This is a genomic window from Lentzea sp. NPDC092896 (genome assembly GCF_044754905.1).
Taxonomy (GTDB): domain Bacteria; phylum Actinomycetota; class Actinomycetes; order Mycobacteriales; family Pseudonocardiaceae; genus Lentzea.
The window spans coordinates 137,684-157,981 of sequence record NZ_JBIVPX010000013.1 but is presented as its reverse complement, the minus strand read 5'-3'; the positions used below and the strand labels follow the sequence as shown (position 1 = coordinate 157,981).

Here is a 20,298-nt window from a genome sequence, read left to right as displayed (position 1 = left end):
ACGGAGGGGTCCAACCCGTGACCGCACGCATCCTGATCACCGGCGCCGGCGGCGGGGTGGGCACGCTCATGCGTACCCGCCTCGCGGCGGAGGGCCGTGTCCTGCGGCTGCTGGACATCGCGGAGCTTCCCGCGGCCGCCGACGGCGAGAACGTCGAACTCGTCGAGGCGTCGGTGACCGACATGGCCGCGATGGAAGCGGCGTTGAAGGACGTCGACGCGGTGATCCACCTCGGTGGCCACAGCCTCGAGGAGCCGTGGGAGAAGATCCTGCACGTCAACATCGACGGCACGCACACGCTGCTGGAGGCCGCGCGCCGCCAGGGAGTTCGCCGGGTGATCCTGGCCAGCTCGAACCACGCGGTCGGCTACGTCGAACGCGCCGACGGCGAGGCGGGCGACTACGCGTTCCCGCGTCCGGACACCTACTACGGCGTGTCCAAGGTGGCGCTGGAGGCGTTGGGGTCGCTGTACGCCGACCGCTACGGCATGGACGTGATCGCGATCCGCATCGGTTCGTGCTTCGAGAAGCCGCGCGACGTGCGGATGCTGTCGACGTGGATGTCGCCGGACGACGGCGCGCGCCTGTTCGAGGCGGCTCTTTCCTTCCCGTCGCCCGGTTTCCGGATCGTGTGGGGCGTGTCGGACAACAAGCGCGGCTGGTTCTCGCTCGACGAGGCCCGCGCTCTGGGCTACGAGCCCCAGGACGACTCCGAGGAGTACGCGGCCGCGGTGCTGGAGCAGCACGGCGGTGAGCTCGATCCCTCGTCGCCCGCGGCGAGATACGTGGGCGGGGCCTGGTGTGGCCCCGATTTCGACACGGCAGTCAAGGAGGCAGGGCGTTGAGCCACGTCGTTCAGGGATACAACCCGCGCACCGGTGAGCCGTTCGGCGAACCGGTTGCGAAGACCCCCGACAGCGAGGTGGACCGGATCGCTTCCGCCGCGGCCGTCGCGTTCTCGGCGTGGTCGGTCGTCGCGGCGGCGGATCGCGCCGTGGTGCTGGAGAAGGTCGCGGACGCGCTGGACGCCGAGTCGTCGTTGCTCGTGGAGACGGCGGACGGCGAGACGGCGCTGGGCGTGCCGCGGCTGACGACCGAGCTCAAGCGCACGACGAACCAGCTGCGGTTGTTCGCGGAGGTGCTGCGCGAAGGCAGCTACGTCGAGGCCACTCTGGACACGGCGAACCCGGACATCATCCCACCGCGGCCGGTGCTGCGGCGCGTGCTCCGTCCTTTGGGGACGGTCGCGGTGTTCTCCGCGTCGAACTTCCCGTTCGCGTTCTCGGTCGCCGGTGGTGACACGGCCTCCGCGCTGGCGTCCGGTTGTTCCGTTGTGGTGAAGGCACATTCGGCGCACCCGTCGACGTCGCGCGAGACCGCGCGGGTCGTGGTGGACGCTCTTCGCGAGGCCGGTGCGCCCGAGGGTGTGTTCGGCATCGTGTACGGCACCGAGTCGGGTGTCGCGCTGGTGAAGCACCCGGCGGTGCGCGCGGTCGGTTTCACCGGCTCGACCGGTGGCGGGCGGGCGCTGTTCGACCTGGCGCAGGGCCGGCCGGACCCCATCCCGTTCTACGGCGAACTGGGCAGCGTCAACCCGACGGTGATCCTGCCGGGAGCGGCTGAGCGCGAGGACATCGCCGCCGGGTTCGCGGCGTCGCTGACGATGGGCGTCGGCCAGTTCTGCACGAACCCCGGCCTGGTCTTCACGCCGGAGGCGCTGGTGCCCGCGCTGGGTGAGGCCGTCGCGGCGACGTCCGGTGGCGCGATGCTGAACGAGCGGATGTGCGACTCCTACACGGCGTCGACGGACGCGCTGGCCTCGTCGGACCTGGTGACCGTCGTGTCCGCCGGTACGCGCCCGGACGAGGCGTGGGCCGTGGCTCCGCGCCTGTTCAGCGTGCCGGTGTCGGTGTTCGAGGAGAACCTCGAGAAGCTGACCGAGGAGCACTTCGGCCCGGCCGCCCTGGCCGTGACCTACTCCGATCCGGCCGAGCTGCACTCGGTGCTGGCGAAGCTGCCGGGCACGCTGACCGGCACGGTGCACGCGGAGGCGTCGGACCACGCGGAGGCCGGTGAGATCGCCGAGGTCCTGCGGCACGTCGCGGGTCGCATCATCTTCAACGCGTGGCCGACCGGTGTCGCGGTCGCGTGGGGTCAGCACCACGGTGGTCCGTGGCCGTCGACGACGAACCCGCTGCACACGTCGGTGGGCGCCACGTCGATCCGCCGCTGGATCGCGCCGGTGACGTACCAGTCGTGGCCGGACGCGTTGCTGCCGGTCGAGTTGCAGGACGCGAACCCGCTCGGCATTCCGCGCCGGATCGACGGTGTGCTGGGCGTGCACTGAAAGGTTGTCGGATGAGCGGGGCCACCGACCTGAGGTCGGTGGCCCCGTTTTTCGTTGGGAGGACGTGGGATGGTCGGTCGTCGTGCCTACAACTTCATGTACCGGACCTGGGCGCCGTGGGAGGGCGGCCCTCGTGCCGAACTGGTGGACCTCGTGACGTCGGGACGGATCGCGCCAGGCCGTGCGATCGACCTCGGCTGTGGCAGCGGGGCGAACGCGATCTTCCTGGCGGAGCACGGCTTCGACGTGACGGGCGTGGACTTCTCCCCCGTCGGCCTGGAGAAGGCCCGGCGCGCGACGCCGCCGTCGTTGTCGGTCGAGTGGCTGCAGGGGGATCTGACGGCCACCTCGATCCCCGGCGTCTCCGGGACGTTCGACCTGCTCGTCGACTACGGCGTGCTGGACGACCTGGGCGGGCCGGGCCAGGAGGCGATGGCGGCGACCGTGCTGCGGCTGTCTCACCCCGGTTCGGTGTTCCTGATGTGGTGCTTCTACGACGAGATCCCGTGGTGGAAGCGTCGTGGTGCCCGGTTCCCCGGTCTGGCCGTAGGTGGTGAGCAGCGGCTGTTCGGGGAGTCGTTCGACATCGACCGGCTGCCGGAGCCCGCTTCCGGGAGCGGTTTCGCGTGCTTCCTAATGAGACGCACTGATCGCGATTGATTAGTCAGTTAATACCAATACGGCGAGGCGCACGCCGTATTCGTGTCGGTGACATGTCACCACGCCAACAGCAGACCGATGTTTAATTGAATTCGACAGCTCCTTTCGCGGCCCGCCGGGGCAAGATGGTTATCGCACGGCGTCGTCCAGGGGAGTGGGACATGACCGACCTGCGTTTCGCATGGCTTGAGATCACCGGCAAATGTCAGCTGAGCTGCACACACTGCTACGCGGAGTCCGGACCGCGCGGCGACGAGGGCGTGCTCAGAACTCGTGATTGGTTCCGGGTCATCGACGAGCTCGCCGAACTCGGCGTGAACTCGATTCAGTTCATCGGCGGAGAGCCGACATTGCATCCCGATTTGCCGGAGTTCGTCGGCCGCGCACTCACCGCCGGACTCGAGGTCGAGGTGTTCAGCAATCTCGTGCACATCGGCCCACGCCTGTGGGACACCTTCTCCCGTCCGGGCGTGCGCCTGGCGACGAGCTACTACTCCGACACGGCGTCCCAGCACGAGGCCATCACGCGTCGTCGCGGCAGTCACGCCCGCACCCGCGCGAACATCGCCGAGGCTCTGAGCCGGGACATCCCGCTGCGCGCAGGCGTCATCGATGTCAGTTCCTCCGACCGCATCGGCCGCCAACGCACCCACGCCGCCCAAGCCGACCTGTCTTCGCTGGGTGTCGCGAATGTCGGCGTCGACCGGCTGCGCCGCGTCGGCCGCGGCGCAAACGCTTCACCGAGCCCTGACCAGCCCCGTTCTGGTCAACCCGTCCCTGATCAGCTCTGCGGCCGCTGCGGCCACGGCGCCGTCGCCATCTCATCGTCCGGCGAAGTCTGGCCGTGCGTGTTCGCCCGCCGAATCCCGCTGGGCAACATATTGGACACGGACCTGGCGACGATCCTCTCGACCGCCCAGCCGCTCTTACCGGTCACCGCCGGCCCGTCGTGCTGGCCCCAGGGCGGAGGCTCCTGCGCCCCGAACGACGACCCACCCCGCCCTTAGGCGCTCACGACCCGAGCGATCGCCTGCGCGCACTCGACCGCCTCTGCCTTCGCGGTGTCGACCTCGACGTCGTACCTCATCCCGCGATGCACCAGTTCAGCCTGCGCCTCGGCCATCCCGGCGACCCGGTCACCACGGGCAAGCTCACGCCCAGCGGCGACGGCGGCGTCACACCGAACCCCGACCCACACCACGTCCAGCCCGTCCAGGGCCTTCTCCCACCGCCGCCGGGACTCGGTCCCGCCGAGGAACACGTCGTCCACGATCACCCGCGCCCCGGCGCGCACCATCGCCGCGACGCCGTCCATCCACGCGTCCTCCAGCAACCGGAACTCGGCCCCGACGCTGACCTCACCGTCGCCCGCGAGCCCGATCCCCTCCGACCCGAGCCGCAACCGCGCGGGCATCACGTCGATCAACGTGTCGACCCCGATCGCCAGCCACGCATCCGGCAACACCGCCTGCAGACACCGCGCGATCCCCGACTTGCCGGAGCTGGACCCACCGTTGAGAACGATCACCTGAGCACTCGACGACACGCTCCGACCGTACCCACGCCACCCAGCCCTCACCCCTCATTTCCCGCCCGTCACGGCCACGCCCGCCGACTGATATATCGCTTCCCCGCCCTCAAGCCGGATGCAAAAGACGTTTGCGGACGAAGTCAAAAGACTCATTGCAAAGGTCAACATCGGGGCGGCAGGGCTGCGACCAGCGAGAACAGGAAGGGGCGAACAGTCAGCGGCGCGCGGCGGCGGCCCGCCGTTCCTCCTGCAACTCCCGCTGGTACCCGAGGAAGTCGACCTCCAGCGTGTGCCGTTTCGACTTCACGTACCGGCGCCGCAGCGTCTCCCGGTAGGAGGTGATCTCCGCCTTCATCTCCGGCACCGAGGGCAGCGCCCCGCGCCCCGAGATCAGGTCGGCGATCCACTCGGACTGCGCCTCCGCCAGCGGCATGATCGCTCCCAGCGGCTGGATCAGCCCGAGGAAGTAGAGCCCGGGATGCGCCGGATCCACGACCCGCCGGTACAGCGACACCTCGTTGTCCGCGGACGTCACGGCGGGGAACTCGGCAGCGGAGAGGAACGGGAAGTCGACCTTGTACCCGGTGCAGTAGACGATCACGTCGACGTCCTCGCGGGATCCGTCCGCGAACACGACCCCGGATCCGTCCAGCCGCGTCAGGTTCGGCTTCACCGTGATGTCGCCGTGCCCGAGCCGGGTCAGCAGGTCGTCGGACACCGTCGGGTGCGCGGCGAGGATGCCGTGCGACGGTTCGGGCAGGCCGTAGTCGGAGAGTTTGCCGCGCGCCAGCCGCAGCATCGCCCGCACGGACAGCGCCTGCAGCCAGGCGGGCGCGAACCGGGCGAGCGGTGAGGTCGTCAGGTGATCGGTCGGCATGCCGAAGAGGTACTTGGGCATGATGTGCGCGCCTCGGCGCATCGCCAGAAACGTCCGCGCGGAGACGCGTGACGACTCGACCGCGATGTCGCAGGCGGAATTGCCGATGCCGAGAACCAGCACCTTCTTGTCCGCGAATCGTTCGGGCGTCTTGTAGAAGTGCGCGTGCATCTGTTCGCCGTCGAACGAGCCGGGAAACGCGGGCTCGGGCAGTCGCGGCGACCAGTGGTGCCCGTTCGCGACGATTACTGAACGATAGACACCCGAAACCTCGGAACCGGTATCGCGATCGCGCGTCGTGACGGAATAGCCACCGGGTGCGACGGAAACCGAGGTGACCTCGGTCCGGAACCGGATGCGGTCGCGGAACCCGTGGTGCTTCACGAAGTCGTCGAAGTACTCGGCGATCTGGAAGTGCGACGGATAGGCGGGCAGACGCGCGGGCATCGGGAAGGACTTGAACTCCATCATCTGCCGCGAGGTGTTGATGTGAAGGGACCGATAGGCCGACGACATGCCGTTGTCGTTGAGGTAGCGCCAGTTGCCGCCGATCTCCGACCCGGTCTCGAAGCAGTCGAACTCGATGCCGCGGGCACCGAGCACCTGACATGCGGCGATGCCGGACGAGCCGGCACCGATGACGCACACGCGTTCCATGGCTCTGAAGTATTTTCACGTTCAAAGCGCGTGTCAATCACCTGGACACGGTCATGAATCGGGCGAAAATGTCAGACCCCGGCGCCATGATGCCCGCATGACAGACGCGATCGTGGCCGAAGGCCTGGTCAAACGCTACGGATCGGTCGTCGCGCTCGACGGCCTGGATCTCACCGTGCCCGAGGGGACCATCACGGGACTGCTGGGTCCCAACGGCGCCGGCAAGACGACGGCGGTGCGCGTGTTCACCACGCTGCTCGAAGCCGACGCCGGATCGGCGCGCGTCGCCGGTCTCGACGTTCGCCGGAACGCGAACGAGCTCCGCACGAAGATCGGGCTCTCCGGTCAGTACGCGGCCGTCGACGACAACCTCACCGGGTTCGAGAACCTCGACATGGTCGGCCGCCTGTACCACCTCGGCCGCGCCAGAAGCCGGGAACGAGCCCGCGAACTGCTCGCCCGGTTCGATCTCGAGGACGCCGCCGACCGTCCGGTGAAGGGCTACTCCGGCGGCATGCGGCGCCGGCTCGACCTCGCGGGCGCGCTGGTCGCGAAGCCGACCGTGCTGTTCCTCGACGAACCGACCACGGGCCTCGACCCGCGCTCCCGGCTGGGCATGTGGGACGTGATCGAGGAACTGGTCAAGGGCGGCACGACCCTGCTGCTCACCACCCAGTACCTCGAAGAAGCCGACCGGCTCGCCGACCAGATCGCCGTGATCGACCACGGCAGGGTGATCGCAGAAGGCACCGCCGACCAGCTCAAGGACCAGGTCGGCGGCGAACGCCTCGAACTGTCCGTCGCCACGTCCGCCGAACTGAGCAGCGCCGCGAGGGCGCTGGCAGGCCTCGCCGTCGGCCAGATCGAGTCCGACGACCGCCAGAACCACCTCACCGTGCCGGTCACGGGCGGGTCCTCGGTGCTGATGGAGGCGATCCGGCTGCTGGACGCCGAGTCGGTGAAGGTCCTCGACATCGGGTTGCGCAGGCCGACTCTCGACGACGTGTTCCTCGCTCTGACCGGTCACGTCGCGGACGATTCAGTGCAGGGGGAAGAGAAGTGAAGCTGCTGCAGGCGCTCGCGGACGGCGGGGTCGTCGCCAAGCGCAACCTGATCAAGATCAAACGCGTGCCGGACCTGCTGGTGTTCTCCACCGCGGCGCCGATCATGTTCGTGCTGTTGTTCGCCTACGTGTTCGGCGGCTCGATCCAGATCCCCGGCATGGACTACCGCGAGTTCCTGATGGCGGGCATCTTCGCGCAGACCGTGCTGTTCGGCGCCACCATCACCGGCAGCGGGCTCGCCGAGGACATGACCAAGGGCATCATCGACAGGTTCCGCTCGCTGCCGATGGCGCGCTCGGCCGTCCTGGTCGGCCGCACCACGTCCGACCTGGTCAACAACGCGCTGGTCATCGTCATCATGATGATCACCGGCCTGATCGTCGGCTGGCGCATCCACTCGTCGCCGCTGGAGGCCCTCGCCGCGGTCGGGATCCTGCTGCTGTTCGCGTACGCGTTCTCGTGGGCGATGGCGTGGATCGGGCTGCTGGTGCGCAGTCCCGAGGTGTTCAACAACGCCAGCTTCATCTTCATCTTCCCGATCACCTACATCGCGAACACGTTCGTGCAGTCGGAGAACCTGCCGGCGGGCCTGCGGCACGTCGCCGAGTGGAACCCGGTCTCTGCCGTCACGCTGGCCGCCCGCGAACTGTTCGGCAACACCTCTCCCCTGCAGACGCCGCCGGACGTGTGGCCGCTGCAGCACCCGGTGCTCGCGTCGCTCGGCTGGGTGGTGGTATTCCTGCTGATCTTCGTTCCGCTGGCCAACCACCAGTACAAGCGCGCCGTGGCCCGCTGAGCGGACCGGGTCCGTGAGCGCCGAAACTCCTTTGTCGAACAGGTAAAGCGCCGCCTAACCTCGTGGGCATGGCAGCAACCCTGGTCCGCGGCCAGAACGTGGACATTCGCATGTGGACTCGACCGGACGAGGTCGAGGAGTTCGCCATGCGGCAGCTGCAGAACATCTCCTCGCTGCCGTGGGCGTTCAAGCACATCGCGGTCATGCCCGACGTGCACTACGGCAAGGGCGCCACGGTGGGTTCGGTGATCGCGCTGCGCGACGCCGTCTCCCCCGCGGCCGTCGGCGTGGACATCGGCTGCGGCATGACCGCCGTGCGCACCTCGCTCACCGCCAACGACCTGCCGGAGACACTGCGCGGGTTGCGGTCCCGCATGGAGGCCGTGGTCCCCGTCGGTTTCGGTCAGCACAAGGCGACCGCGTTCACCGAGAGGGACGCGTCCGACTGGGGCACGTTCTGGAGGAAGTTCGACGACCTCACGCCCGTCGTGAAGGCGCGCGCCGACAAGGCGCTGCACCAGATGGGCACGCTCGGGGGCGGCAACCACTTCCTGGAGGTCTGCCTGGACGGCGACCAGCGGGTGTGGGTCATGCTGCACTCCGGGTCGCGTGGCATCGGCAACGAGCTGGCGCAGCACCACATCGCGGTGGCGCGCACGCTCGCGCACAACGCCGAGCTGCCGGACCCGGACCTCGCTGTGTTCCTGTCGGGCACGCCCGAGATGGCGGCGTACCGTCACGACCTGTACTGGGCGCAGGACTACGCGCGACGCAACCGCGCGGTCATGCTGCGCCTCGTCTGCGACGTGCTGCGCGGCGAGTTCCCGCAGATCGCCTTCGAGGAGCCGATCTCGGCGCACCACAACTACGTTTCCGAGGAGAACCACTTCGGCGAGGACGTTCTGGTGACGCGCAAGGGTGCGATCCGCGCCGGACGTGGTGAGCTGGGCATCATCCCGGGATCCATGGGCACCGGTTCGTACATCGTGCGCGGGCTCGGGAACCCCGACTCGTTCGAGTCGGCGTCGCACGGCGCCGGCCGCAGGATGTCACGCAACAAGGCCCGCAAGACGTTCACGACGAAGGATCTCGCCGCCCAGACAAGTGGTGTCGAGTGCCGCAAGGACTCCGGCGTGGTGGACGAGATTCCGGGCGCCTACAAGGACATCGACACCGTGATGGCGAACCAGTCCGACCTGGTCGAGGTGGTCGCGAAGCTCAAGCAGGTGGTTTGTATCAAGGGTTGATGTTTCCCTTGTGGGTGAACGGGAAGCCTCCAGGACAGCAGAGTCTTTCTTGCCTGTCTTGGAGGTTTTTCCATGTCAACGGGCGCCATCATCGGCCTGGTGGTCGCGGTTCTAGTGGTGCTGGCGGTCCTCGCGTTCGTGCTGAGGCCCGCTATGCAGCGCAAGAAGCTGCGCGACCGCTTCGGCCCTGAATACGACCGCGCGGTCACGGACAGCGACAGCAGAACGGCCGCGGAGAAGGAACTCGCCGAGCGGGAGCACCGCCACAGCGAGTTCGACCTGAAGCCGCTTTCCCAGACGGCACAGGAGAGTTACCGCCGGCACTGGGCGAACGTGCAGGCGAAGTTCGTCGACTCGCCGGAGAGCGCGATCGCCGACGCCGACCGGCTCGTGACCGATCTGATGGCCGAGCGCGGGTACCCCACCGAGGGTTACGAGGCGCAGCTGAGCGTTCTGTCCGTCGAGCACGCGCGGACCCTGGAGCACTACCGCACGGCGCACGACATCTCGGAGCGCCAGGAGATCGGCGAAGCGAACACCGAGGACCTGCGCACGGCGATGGTCCACTACCGCGAACTCTTCACGGATCTGCTCGAACACGGCGCCGAGCCGCGCAAGGACAGGGAAACCGTGCGGAAGGAGAAGACTGATGTCTGAGGCACCGACTCACGCCGCTGGGGTTCCCACTCCGGCTCGTCCGCAGCAGGGCGAGCGCACCCCGCAGCAGACGCAGCGCACCGATGCGGAACGCACTGACGCGCAACGGACTGAGGCCCAGCGCACCGAGGGCCAGCGCACCGACGCGAACCGGACCGAAGCGCAGCGCACCGACGCCCAGCGGACCGAGGGCCAGCGCACTGACACGAACCGGACCGAAGCGCAGCGCACCGACGCCCAGCGCACTGAGGCCCTGCGGACCGACGCGAACCGGACCGAAGCGCAGCGCACCGAAGCGCAGCGCACCGAGCGCGGCGAGCAGCACCACACCGAGCAGCAGCCCACCGGGTCACAGCGCGCCGACCAGCAGCGCGCCGACCAGAAGCTGTCCAGCAAGCTCGAAGAAGAGTGGCAGTCGGTGCAGTACGACTTCGTCGACGACCCGAAGGCCGCCGTCCGCAAGGCCGACGACCTCGTGAGCCGCGCGCTCGAGGAGCTCAACACCCGGCACCGCTCCCTCACCAAGCAGCTCGAGGGAAACGGTGATCCACAGACCGAGGACCTGCGACTGGCTCTCCACCGCTATCGGGAATTGTTCAAGTCGCTGGTCGCCGTCAAATAAGTGCTGGAAGCCCCGGCGCCGTGGCCGTAACAGGTGGCGGCGCCGGCAGGCATGTCCGGACCTCTTCCCGACTCAGCTGGGCAGTTCGCGGATCTCCATCTCGAGCACGTCGATCTCGTCGCTGATCGCCTCGTCGAGCATGTCGTCCAGCAGCTTGCGGCACTCCGCCGATCCGCAACGGGGAAGTCCCGCGCCGAATCGCGGCACCTGCTCCCACCACACCGCCGGGTTGTTCCAGAACGACCCGGAACCCTGGTCGACACCTTCGAGGCAACGCAGCCTCTGATCACTCGCCGGAAGGGCTCGCACGAACTCGATGAACAACGCGAGTGCGTCGGGATTGCTCACCGGGACCGCGCCGTAGCCGCGCAGGCAATCCTCGAGTTCTGCGAGGAACTCCGCCTTGAAGGACACGGTCCACCCCGCTCCTCCGCACCGTTGCGGACGCCTGAAGTTCGTACCGTCAACAGTACCTCCGCGACTTGAGCGGGAAACGAGTGCGAACGGGCGGTATCTCCCCTGCGCCCGCTCGGGGTGCGGTGACCCGCAGTCACTTCACCTGATGGTCATGTTCCTTCGTGGGACACGTAACGGGACACCAGGAAACCGTTGTCCAGCTTGACGATCTGGCCCACGACCAGCTTGTCGGCCGGGTCGGCTCCGGACGTGCCGCTCGCACCGGTCCGGTCGAACGTCAGCCTCCCGGACGCGCCCGGGAAGTCACGCAAAGTGCGCAGCCTTTCGTAGAGGTCTTCTCGTGACGCCCCAACGGACGTCTGCCGCGCGACAACGCTGACGGCGTCATAGGCGAGCAGAACATGTCCGTTGGGGCCCGAAAGGAATGCCCTGCGGGCGTGCTTCTTCTGGGCGGCCTCGTACGTGGTGAAGAACTGTTGCGTCGGCTGGGGAATCGACTCGCGACCCGGCGTCCACGCGAACGTCGTGAAGTAGAGCCGGCCGTCGGCGAATCGTTTGATGTCTTCCAGATCCGTGAAGTTCGTCGTCTCGAGCTGCGTCAGGTCGTCGCCGCCGAACACCACCGGGTCGGTGCAGTTGCTGTGACTCAGCTCGGTCAGCAGCCCGCCGACCTCCGCGGTGCGGCCCGTGTAGAGGATGAGCGGGTTCGGGGCCTTCTCGCAGATGTCCGTCACCACCTGCCCCAGCTGGGTGGTGACGGCGTTGGCCGTCTCGTCGTAGTCGTGGCGTTCGGGCTTGAGCGCGGCCTCGAACTTCTCGGCGAGATCCGAGCTGTACTCGTCTCCTGGGCTGCGCACGAGGTGCAACGGGCGGCCGCGCAACGCTTCGGTCCGCTCGATGATGCGGGCGGCGACCTGCGCCTGACGGTCGTTGGCCGGCGCCACGCGGAAGAAGTACGGCTTCTGGCTGAAGTTCGTCGACGACAACGACGACCCGATCATCGGGATGCCGGTCGGCCGTTCCTTCGACGGGCCCAGCACGGCGAGCGCCGACTGGGTGGTCTCGCGACTCTGCCCGAGACCGGTCACGGCGATCACCGACGGGTCGCGTTCGGCGTAGGCGCGGATCTGCCCGGCGACGTTCTCCGCGTACTTCGACTCGCCGCCGAAGTTCGCGAGAACCAGGCGCACCAACGGATTGCGGCCGAGCCCGTCGAGCTGATTCCAGTCGCGCTGGGCGAGGTAGGCGCCGCGCAGTTCGTTCACACCCGCGGACAGGTCCCGCTTCACCCGCTCACTGGAACTGAGCATGGTGGCGACGACGATCGTGACGACGCTGCGGTCCTTCACCTTGGTGACGCGGTCGTTCTCCTCCGCGATGAGCTTCGCGATCTCCTCCACCTCGGCGTCGTCGTTGTTCTGCGTGGCCGGGTCACCGTAGGCGAACCTTCCTGGTTTCTCGCTCAGGCCAACGCATTGCACTCCATCCATTTTGGACAGGCGTGTGCGGTCGCCGCTGAGGTCCGCGACGAGTTCATCGGGTTCGAGAATGCCGTAGCGCAAGCAGTTGGTGCTGCTCTGCACGTAGAAAGCCGCGCCGTACAAGGCAAGCAGCACGACGACGAGGTAGACGGTCACGCGGCGCACCGAGTTGCGACCCGGCCAGCGCCGCGGATACGGGAACCTGCCGACCGTGGACTGGCGCGGCAACGACACCGGTGGCGACGCGGGCGTGTTGTGTTCCAGGGCGCGTTTCGTCGCGCGGTAGGCGGTCAGGCGTTCCTCGGCGCCGTCGAGTTCCTGGTGGGTGCGCAGAACCCGGTCGTACATCTCGACGGTCGGGCGGACGGTCCGGCTGCGGGAGCGCAGTTCCCAGGTCGCGATGACCGCGTCCTCCAGCAGTCCCGTCTCCGGGCGCACCACGCTGTCGTAGCGGCGGTGCAGGTTGCGTTTGGTGCCGGTTCTCAGGCGCTCCCACCACGTGCGCGGTTCCTCGTCGAACTCCGGTTCGCCTTCGCCGGGCGGCATCGGCGCCTCGGCGACGGCGGCGAGCTCGGCGATCCAGCGGTCGCTGCGCTCGTCGACGTGCGGCCGCAGGCGATGCGCGACGAGGTGGACTTGACCGAGTGCGAGCGCGTGGTAGAGCGCGTCCTCGCGTTGCCCGAGGCTGTCGTAGCGGTCCTTCAGCAACCGGTGGACGTTCGCGTGCGAGAAAGGCTGGTCCGCCGGAACATCGCGGAGCCTGCGCGCGAGAAGGTCGCGCAACAGCGGGTGCAGGACGAAGTTCTCGCCCTCCTGGCCGACGAAGCTGAGCTGTGCCAGCAAAGCCCGCATGTTCTCGGCCGACCACGACGGCGGCAGCAGCGCGCGGATCACGTGCCGATCGAGCACGCGCGGGGCGGCGAGACGGGCGAAGATCTCACGCGCCGCCTCGCGTTCCGGCATCTCCTCGGTGCCCGGAATTCGTTGGAAGAAGCGGAGAAGCAGGTAGTCGCCGACGGTGGCGTCCTGGAACGTCGTGGTCTCGTCGACCGGCAGCCGTTCGTCGAACACCGACCGCACCGACGGCAGCACCTGGTCTCGTGCGAACACGAACTGCACGAGCTGGATGGCGAGCCGAACCGCCAGCGGGTGGCCGTGCGTGACCTCCTGCAGCTCTTCCACGAGCGCCTCGGACTCGACCGTGCTGTCGCGGGTGCGGTTCCACTCGGCGAGGAACTGCCGCGTCTGCGCCAGCGTGAAGGGTTCCAGGCGCACCGGTTTGAAGACCGCGGAGCCGGCCAGTGCGGGCGCGGACTGCTTGGTGGCGATCACGAGCAGCGGCACGTGCGGTTCCTTCGCGCGACGCTCGGCGAGCAGGCTCAGGAAGTCGGTCGCCCGCGCGGCGGGGCGTGGCCGTTTCGGGGGCAGGTAGGAGTCGATGCCGTCGAGCAGGTCGGCGCCGTCGAGCAGCAGGAGACTGTTCATCCTGCGGTAGCGGCGGAACCGGTAGGCGGCCGTGATGTCGGCGAGGAAGGCGGCGACGAGCAGCCGGTCGATCTCCAGCGTGTCGCCGGAGCGGTGAAGGCTCCACGTGTGCACGAGTGCGGCGTCGAACTTCAAGCTGTGTCTACTTTTGGGCCCGGATTTCAGTTCCTGTCCGACGTAGTTCTCGAACCAGCGCAACGCACTCGCGACCCGAGGCCCGCCCAGCAGCCAGCGCAACGGCCGCGGCGCCACGACCGCGAGCCCGATGAGCCACAACAGCAACGGCCGCAACACCTTGCCCAGGCCCTGAGCCGGCGGCAGCATCTCGACGACCTCGGCGGCGTCGGCCACCGCGACGAGACGGGTCATCTGCTTGGCGGCGAGCTCACGGGCACGGTGGTGCGGATCGTCCGCGGGCTCCGTGTACAGCGCGAGCCGGGCGAGGTCGTAGCGCGGCAACCGCATGCGGCCGAACTCGGCGTGCCGGTAGGAGCGCAGCTGCTCGGCGGCGACGTCGAGGATGTCCTTGCAGGAACGGGATCCGGCCTTGTCGAGGTCGACCTTCGCCGTCGGCGCGTCGCGGTAACGCCGGCGGACGTGGTCGAGCAACGACGTCTTGCCGCTGCCGCCGGGACCGAACGCGACGATCACCGGCAGGGGGTGTTTCGCGCGGCGTTCCACCAGGGACTCCACCAACGCGGTGATGTCGTCCCTGCCGACGAGCCCGATCTCCGGTTCCAGCGCCATGATCCTCAGACGCTTCGGAGGCCGATCCTGTTCCGTTCCGAATGAACCGGCTAGCGGTCCGCGTGCAGCCTGGCCACGAAGCTGAACCGATCACCCCGGTAGAGCGACCGGGCACGTTCGATCGGGTGGCCGTCGACGTCGTAGGAGACGCGGTGCAGCAGCAGCATGGGCAGCGCCGGGTTCGTGCCGATCAGCAACGCCTCGCGGGGCGTGGCGAGCACCGTCTCGACGCGTTCCTCGGCCTCGGCGAAACGGACGCCGAGCCGTTCGGTGAGGCACGCGTAGAGCGAGCCGGCGGGGTCGAGCTTCTCCAGCAGGTCGGGGAAGCGGCCCAGGCTCAGGTACGTCGACTCGAGGCCGATGCGTTCGTCGTCGGCGAGCAGGACGCGCTCGAGGTGCACGATCGGGTCGCCCGGTTCGAGCATCAGGTCGCGGGCCAGGCCCTCGTCGGCGCCGAGCTCCTCGACCGTGATGACCGTGCGGTTCGGCTCGACGCCCTGACGACGCATGCCCTCGGTGTAGCTGACCAGGGACAACGGCTGGACGAGCTTGGGCGGCGCGACGAACGTGCCACTGCCCTGGCGGCGGATGAGCTTGCCTTCGAGCACGAGTTCGCTGACAGCCTGCCGCAGTGTGACGCGCGAGACGGAGAACCGTTCGGCGAGTTCACGTTCGGAGGGCAGGACGGTGCCTTCGCCGAGGTTCTCGACGAGGTCGAACAGCTCGGCCTTGACCGCGTAGTAGCGCGGGACTCTGCCGTGTTCGGGAATGCCCGCGCGAACGGGTCGATCAGCGCGGTGCGGCGGGACGCGGTTCACGTGGCGTGAGCCTACGTGACGCCCCGTGTGATCAGGGGGCCAGCTTCGGCGGGTCGGGAATCTTGTAGCCGGAAGATCCGATGTTGACCTCGAGCGACTTGCGCCAGGCACCCGTGTCGATCATCTTCTGCATCGCGGCCTGGACCTTCGTCTTGCTGGCGGGGTCGTCGCGGTGCAGGCCGACGCCGTACTCCTCCTTGCTGAACGGGTCGCCGACGACCCGCAGGAGCTCCGGGTTCTGGGCGGCGTAGCCCGCGAGCAGCACGTCGTCGGTGGTGACGGCGTCGACGTTCTCCGCGAGCAGCGCCGTGACGCAGTCGCTGAACTTGGCGTACTCGACCATCTTCACGTCCTTGGCGAACTGGTCGCGGACGTACTCGGCCGAGGTCGAGCCGGCGGTGGAACACAGGCGCAGGGTGGCGTTGAGCGACTTGGGGCCTTCGATGCGGTTCTCGTTCATGCGCACCAGCAGGTCCTGGCCTGCGACGAAGTACGGGCCGACGAAGTCGACGATCTGCTTGCGCTTGTCCGTGATCGAGTAGGTGGAGACGACCATGTCGGCCTCACCGCTGGTCAGCAGCGTCTCCCGGTTGCCGGGCTGCGCTTCCTTCCAGGTGATGTTCTCCTCTTTGACGCCCAGCTCGTTCGCGATGTACTTGGCGACGTCGACGTCGAACCCGCGGTAGCTGCCGTCCAGCCTGCGGATCGACAGTCCCGGCTGGTCGTACGACACGGCGATGACCATGCGGTCACTCGAACTGACCTTGCTGGCCATGCCGGAACCGCCGCCACCCGCGCACGAGGCGAGCAGGAGCACGGCCGCACATGTTGTCGCGACCAGGCGGAGAAGTGCTCTCGGCGTCATTCGTCCCTCTTACAGCGGTTATCCACTACAGCGATATTCCACGGGCATGCGCCTGCGCACCTGCTTCGGCGCTGCTGGGCGATGCGGGAAACCTAAGCGGCGAACCGACGCATGTCCATACCTCGACGCGAATGGAAACAACGGAATCGGTGCGGTAACAGATCAGTCCGGAGCCGGTCCCGGTGTCAGCGCAGGCGACGCGGACCGGCGTCGTGCAGGGACGGAGGCGGTCCGATGACGATGCGGGCGCTGCTCACGAAAGCCCCTGCGGCAGAAGCAAGAACGGGTTCGAGCTTCAGCGAACGCACCTCCGGAAGGTCCTCGGCCAGTGCCGCCAAACGGAGTACCAAATCCTGAAGTGCTTTCAGGTCCGCGGGTTCGTCGCCGCGGTAACCGGTCAGCAACGGCGCTGCTTTCGGTGCGGCAACGAGTTCCGCCGCGTCGGTGTCGGTGAGTGGTACCGCCCGGTAGGCCCGATCGCCCAGCAGGTCGCTGACCAGACCCGACAGTCCGAACCAGACCAGAGTGCCGAAGCTCGGGTCGTCCTGCAGGCCCAGCACGCAGCTGACTCCCTTGGGCGCCATGCGTTGCACGTACACGCCCGGTTTGCCGGAGAGTTCGGCGAGGTCCTGGTAGGCCCCGGTGACCGATTCGGCGTGGGCGATGTCGAGCCGGACGCCGACGAGATCCGTGCGGTGGCGCAGGCGTTCGCTGGTGGCCTTCATCGCGACCGGGTAGCCGAGTTCGTCGGCCGCGTGCACGGCTTCCTCGGCACTGTGGGCGATGCGGAACGGGACGACGTCGATTCCGTAGCACTCCAGCAGTTCGACGGCTTTGCGGTCGTCGAGGCGGAGTTCGCTCCGCGGGCTGTCCACAATGGATCGCGCCTTGTCTGCGTCGATGCCTTCGGGCCGCACGAAGGTGCCCTGCGGCGCGGCGCGCCAGCGGGCGTAGCGGACGGCGCGGGCCAGGGAGAGCACGGCGCGTTCGGGACTGGCGTAGCTGGGGATCGACCCCTTGCCGGGCATCTTGAGCTCGTCGGGGATGCCCTCGACCGCCAGGAACGTGGAGACGATCGGTTTCGTGCGGTGCGCGGACTCCTTGATCGCACGCGCGTAGGCGGCGCCGGGGACCGCGATCGGCGGCACGAACACCACCACGAGCGCGTCGGTGTCGGCACGGTCCAGGGCCTCCTTGACCGCCTTCGCGAACTCTTCGGGGGTGGCCTGGGCGCCGACGTCGACGGGGTCGCCCGCGAGGTCGAGGTCCTGGGCGAGCAGCGTGTCGGCGGCGAGCAGGCCGATCGCGGTGGAGTTGCCGACGACGGCGACGCGCTTGCCCTTGGGCAGCGGCTGGTGGGCCAGCAGGAGCGCGGTGTCGAACAGCTGGGCCAGCGAGTCGACCCGGATCACGCCGGCCTGCTCGAACAGGGCCTGGACGCTCGCCTCGTCGACCTTCGCGGCGGTGGCGGCGAGGCCGGGGACGACGGCGTGCCGGCCCGACTTCACCGCGACGATGGGCTTGGTGCGGCCGAGTCGGCGGGCGAGCCTCGCGAACTTGCGCGGGTTGCCGAACGACTCCAGGTAGAGCAGGACGACATCGGTCGCGGGGTCGGTCTCCCAGTACTGCAGCATGTCGTTGCCGGAGACGTCGGCGCGGTTGCCTGCCGAGACGAACGTGGACAGACCCAGGCCCCAACCGGCGGCGTTGGCGAGGATGGCCGTGCCGAGGGCGCCGGACTGGCAGAAGAAGCCCGCGCGGCCCCGTTGCGGCAGCTTCGGGGCGAGGCTCGCGTTGAGGCGGACCTTGGGGTCGAGGTTGATCACGCCCAGTGCGTTGGGACCGACGACGCGCATGCCGTGCGCTCTCGCCTCCCCCGCGAGCCTGCGTTCGGCCGACAGCCCGTCCGGTCCCGTCTCGCCGTAGCCCGAACTGACGACGACGAGCGCCTTCACGCCCTTGGCGAGGCATCCGTCCATGACCTCGTCGACGCTGGCCGCGGGAACGGCGACGACGGCCAGGTCGACGTCGTCGGGGATGTCGAGCACGGTCGGATAGGCCCGGACGCCCCGCACGGCGCGATGCTCGGCGTTGACGGGGTAGACGGGCCCGTTGAAGTCGGCTTCGAGAAGGTTCTTGAGGACCGCGTGCCCGATCTTGGTCGGGTCGGTGGACGCGCCGATGACCGCGACGCTGCGCGGGTGCAGCAGGTTGTGCACGCTGCGGGCCTCGGCGGCCTGCTCGCGGGCCCTGGCGACGGCGACGGACTCGTCGGTGGGGTCGATCGCGAACTCCAGGTGCAGCACGCCCTCCTCGAACGCCCTGCTGACCTGGTAGCCGGCGTCGCGGAACACCCGGACCATCTGCCCGTTCTCGGCGAGCACCTCGGCCTCGAACCGCTCCAGCCCGACCTCCCTGGCCGCGGCGGCGAGGTGTTCGAGCAAGATGCTGCCCATCCCGCGGCCCTGGTGACCGTCCTCGACGACGAACGCCACCTCGGCGCTGTCTCCCCGATGGCCGTCACCGCGCAGCCGATCGAACCGGCCGACGGCGACGATGTCGTCGCCGAGGAGCGCGATGAGCGCGACGCGATCGTGGTGGTCGACGGTGCTGAACCGGTCGAGGTCGCGCTGCGGGATCCGCGGGTACGGCCCGAAGTAGCGGAAGTACCGCGTCCGTTCGGACAGCCGGCCGTGGAACTCCCGCAGCTTCTCGCCGTCGTCGGGCGTGATCGGCCGCAGGTGGACGGTGCCGCCGTCGCTGAGGACGACGTCCGCCTCCCAGTCCCGCGGGAAGTCGAACGGATCCCTGCCGATGTCTCTGGCGTTGTCCGGCACTGGTGTCAGTCCCTGGGGTCGTCGGGATCAAGTCCGTGCAGGGGGAACACCGCGCGACGGGTCTCGCGGATCGCCTTGTCCACCGGCTCCTCCGCGTCCCCACCCCACGGCTGGTGCCCAGGGTCGCACCCATCCGTCATCGACGCAGGCAAAGGCCACTCGGGCGCGATCCGTGTCGCGTGCGCCACCCAGTCCGCCGGCAACGGCCGGTTCGGGTCGACGTCGCGGTCCAGGACCGTGGCCAGCAGGTGCGTCCACGACCGCGGCACCACCCTGAGCAGCTCGTACCCACCACCCCCGAGCGCGAGCCACTTGTACCCGTGCTCGTTCACCAGGTCCCGGAACGCCTGGTAGATCGCCCGATGCCCGTCCACGCTCAACGACAGGTCCGCGAGCGGATCCTCCTTGTGCGTGTCGACACCGCACTGCGTCACCAGCACCTGCGGCCGGAACGCCCGCAACAACGAGGGCACCGTCGCGTGGAACGCCCGCATCCAGCTGCCGTCCCGCGTCCCCGCGGGCAACGGCACGTTGACCGCGCTCCCCTCGGCCCCGGCGCCCCCGACCTCACCGGCCCACCCGGTACCGGGCCACAGGCTCATCGGATGCTGGTGCAACGACACCGTCAACACTCGCGGGTCGTCCCAGAACGCGGTCTGCACCCCGTCCCCGTGATGCACGTCGACATCAACGTAGGCAATGCGCTCCACCCCGCTGCGCAACAGCCACTCGATCGCCACCGCGCAGTCGTTGTACACGCAGAACCCGGCCGCGCTGTCCGGCATCGCGTGGTGCAGCCCGCCCGCGATGTTGACCGCCCGATCCGCCTCACCCGACGCGATGGCCCGAGCCGCCGCCAGCGACCCGCCCACGACCAACGCCGAAGCCTCGTGCATCCGCTCGAACACGGGATTGTCCGGCGTCCCCAGCCCGTGCCCGACGTCCCATCCGGCGGTAGGCGCCGCCTGCACGGCACTCAGATAGCCGGGCTTGTGCACCAGCTCGATCTCTTCGTCGCTGGCCGGCTCGGGAACCCTCAGCTCAACGTCGTCCAGCACACCGAGCGCCGTGGCGAGCCGGACGGTCAGGTCGAGCCGAACCGGATTCAGGGGATGGTCGCCACCGAGGTCGTACCCGAGGAAGGACCTGTCCCAGACAACCGCGGCTGGCTTACCCATGCCCAGCAACTT

17 protein-coding genes are annotated in these 20,298 nt (G+C 68.6%); 9 read left to right on the top strand and 8 right to left on the bottom strand.

The annotated features are described in order from the left end of the window. Positions 1-17: 17 nt before the first annotated feature. The 4 genes from ACIQF0_RS42995 to ACIQF0_RS42980 all read left to right on the top strand — a co-directional run bounded on the left by ACIQF0_RS42995 (position 18) and on the right by ACIQF0_RS42980 (position 4,014). Positions 18-845 (top strand): NAD-dependent epimerase/dehydratase family protein, encoded by an 828-nt coding sequence (locus ACIQF0_RS42995; RefSeq protein WP_401039938.1) that lies wholly within the window; start codon positions 18-20, stop codon positions 843-845. Further along, the gene (locus ACIQF0_RS42990; RefSeq protein WP_401039935.1) at positions 842-2,347 is read left to right on the top strand and encodes an aldehyde dehydrogenase (NADP(+)); all 1,506 of its coding nucleotides are present in this window, start codon (positions 842-844) and stop codon (positions 2,345-2,347) included. The genes ACIQF0_RS42995 and ACIQF0_RS42990 overlap by 4 nt, the downstream gene beginning before the upstream one ends. Before the next feature lie 69 nt (positions 2,348-2,416). Further along, positions 2,417-3,007, top strand: a complete 591-nt coding sequence (locus ACIQF0_RS42985) for a class I SAM-dependent methyltransferase (RefSeq protein ID WP_401039932.1) — start codon at positions 2,417-2,419, stop codon at positions 3,005-3,007. A 161-nt stretch (positions 3,008-3,168) separates the two neighbouring features. Next, positions 3,169-4,014 carry a radical SAM/SPASM domain-containing protein gene (locus tag ACIQF0_RS42980; RefSeq protein ID WP_401039930.1) on the top strand — a complete coding sequence of 282 codons (846 nt, stop codon included), beginning with the start codon at positions 3,169-3,171 and terminating at the stop codon, positions 4,012-4,014. Here the strand turns inward: ACIQF0_RS42980 and cpt are convergent. Together cpt and ACIQF0_RS42970 are read right to left on the bottom strand one after the other, a co-directional pair. Further along, the gene (gene cpt / locus ACIQF0_RS42975) at positions 4,011-4,553 is read right to left on the bottom strand and encodes a chloramphenicol phosphotransferase CPT (protein WP_401039927.1); all 543 of its coding nucleotides are present in this window, start codon (positions 4,551-4,553) and stop codon (positions 4,011-4,013) included. The two genes, ACIQF0_RS42980 and cpt, sit on opposite strands and share 4 nt — an antisense overlap. A gap of 199 nt (positions 4,554-4,752) precedes the next feature. Then, entirely contained in the window at positions 4,753-6,072 is a 1,320-nt protein-coding gene (locus ACIQF0_RS42970; RefSeq protein ID WP_401039925.1) for a flavin-containing monooxygenase, read from the bottom strand. 97 nt (positions 6,073-6,169) lie between these two features. Between ACIQF0_RS42970 and ACIQF0_RS42965 the strand changes: the two genes are divergently transcribed. The 5 genes from ACIQF0_RS42965 (at position 6,170) to ACIQF0_RS42945 (ending at position 10,458) form a co-directional block, all read left to right on the top strand. Further along, the gene (locus tag ACIQF0_RS42965) at positions 6,170-7,135 is read left to right on the top strand and encodes an ATP-binding cassette domain-containing protein (RefSeq protein ID WP_401039922.1); all 966 of its coding nucleotides are present in this window, start codon (positions 6,170-6,172) and stop codon (positions 7,133-7,135) included. After that, positions 7,132-7,932 carry an ABC transporter permease gene (locus ACIQF0_RS42960; protein WP_319978262.1) on the top strand — a complete coding sequence of 267 codons (801 nt, stop codon included), beginning with the start codon at positions 7,132-7,134 and terminating at the stop codon, positions 7,930-7,932. Before ACIQF0_RS42965 ends, ACIQF0_RS42960 begins: the two co-directional genes overlap by 4 nt. 68 nt (positions 7,933-8,000) lie before the next feature. Next, positions 8,001-9,179, top strand: coding sequence for an RtcB family protein (locus tag ACIQF0_RS42955; protein ID WP_401039919.1), 1,179 nt, complete (start codon positions 8,001-8,003; stop codon positions 9,177-9,179). 72 nt (positions 9,180-9,251) lie between these two features. Beyond that, positions 9,252-9,836 carry a hypothetical protein gene (locus ACIQF0_RS42950; protein WP_360043414.1) on the top strand — a complete coding sequence of 195 codons (585 nt, stop codon included), beginning with the start codon at positions 9,252-9,254 and terminating at the stop codon, positions 9,834-9,836. Next, a complete protein-coding gene (locus ACIQF0_RS42945; protein WP_401039917.1) occupies positions 9,829-10,458 on the top strand; it encodes a hypothetical protein in 630 nt (209 codons plus the stop codon). Before ACIQF0_RS42950 ends, ACIQF0_RS42945 begins: the two co-directional genes overlap by 8 nt. 72 nt (positions 10,459-10,530) lie before the next feature. Here ACIQF0_RS42945 and ACIQF0_RS42940 read toward each other — a convergent pair whose 3' ends face one another. The 6 genes from ACIQF0_RS42940 to ACIQF0_RS42915 form a co-directional block, all read right to left on the bottom strand. Next, positions 10,531-10,872 (bottom strand): hypothetical protein, encoded by a 342-nt coding sequence (locus ACIQF0_RS42940; protein ID WP_093599595.1) that lies wholly within the window; start codon positions 10,870-10,872, stop codon positions 10,531-10,533. 152 nt (positions 10,873-11,024) lie between these two features. Then, positions 11,025-14,588: a hypothetical protein gene (locus ACIQF0_RS42935; protein ID WP_401039913.1), complete on the bottom strand. Its 3,564-nt coding sequence runs from the start codon at positions 14,586-14,588 to the stop codon at positions 11,025-11,027. Between the two features lie 50 nt (positions 14,589-14,638). Then, the gene (locus tag ACIQF0_RS42930; protein WP_319978268.1) at positions 14,639-15,406 is read right to left on the bottom strand and encodes a GntR family transcriptional regulator; all 768 of its coding nucleotides are present in this window, start codon (positions 15,404-15,406) and stop codon (positions 14,639-14,641) included. A 31-nt stretch (positions 15,407-15,437) separates the two neighbouring features. After that, positions 15,438-16,271, bottom strand: a complete 834-nt coding sequence (locus ACIQF0_RS42925) for a glutamate ABC transporter substrate-binding protein (protein WP_401039910.1) — start codon at positions 16,269-16,271, stop codon at positions 15,438-15,440. A 185-nt stretch (positions 16,272-16,456) separates the two neighbouring features. After that, positions 16,457-19,108 carry a GNAT family N-acetyltransferase gene (locus ACIQF0_RS42920; protein ID WP_401039908.1) on the bottom strand — a complete coding sequence of 884 codons (2,652 nt, stop codon included), beginning with the start codon at positions 19,106-19,108 and terminating at the stop codon, positions 16,457-16,459. 5 nt (positions 19,109-19,113) lie between these two features. Then, the gene (locus tag ACIQF0_RS42915; protein WP_401039907.1) at positions 19,114-20,286 is read right to left on the bottom strand and encodes an acetoin utilization protein AcuC; all 1,173 of its coding nucleotides are present in this window, start codon (positions 20,284-20,286) and stop codon (positions 19,114-19,116) included. Between the last annotated feature and the right edge of the window lie 12 nt (positions 20,287-20,298).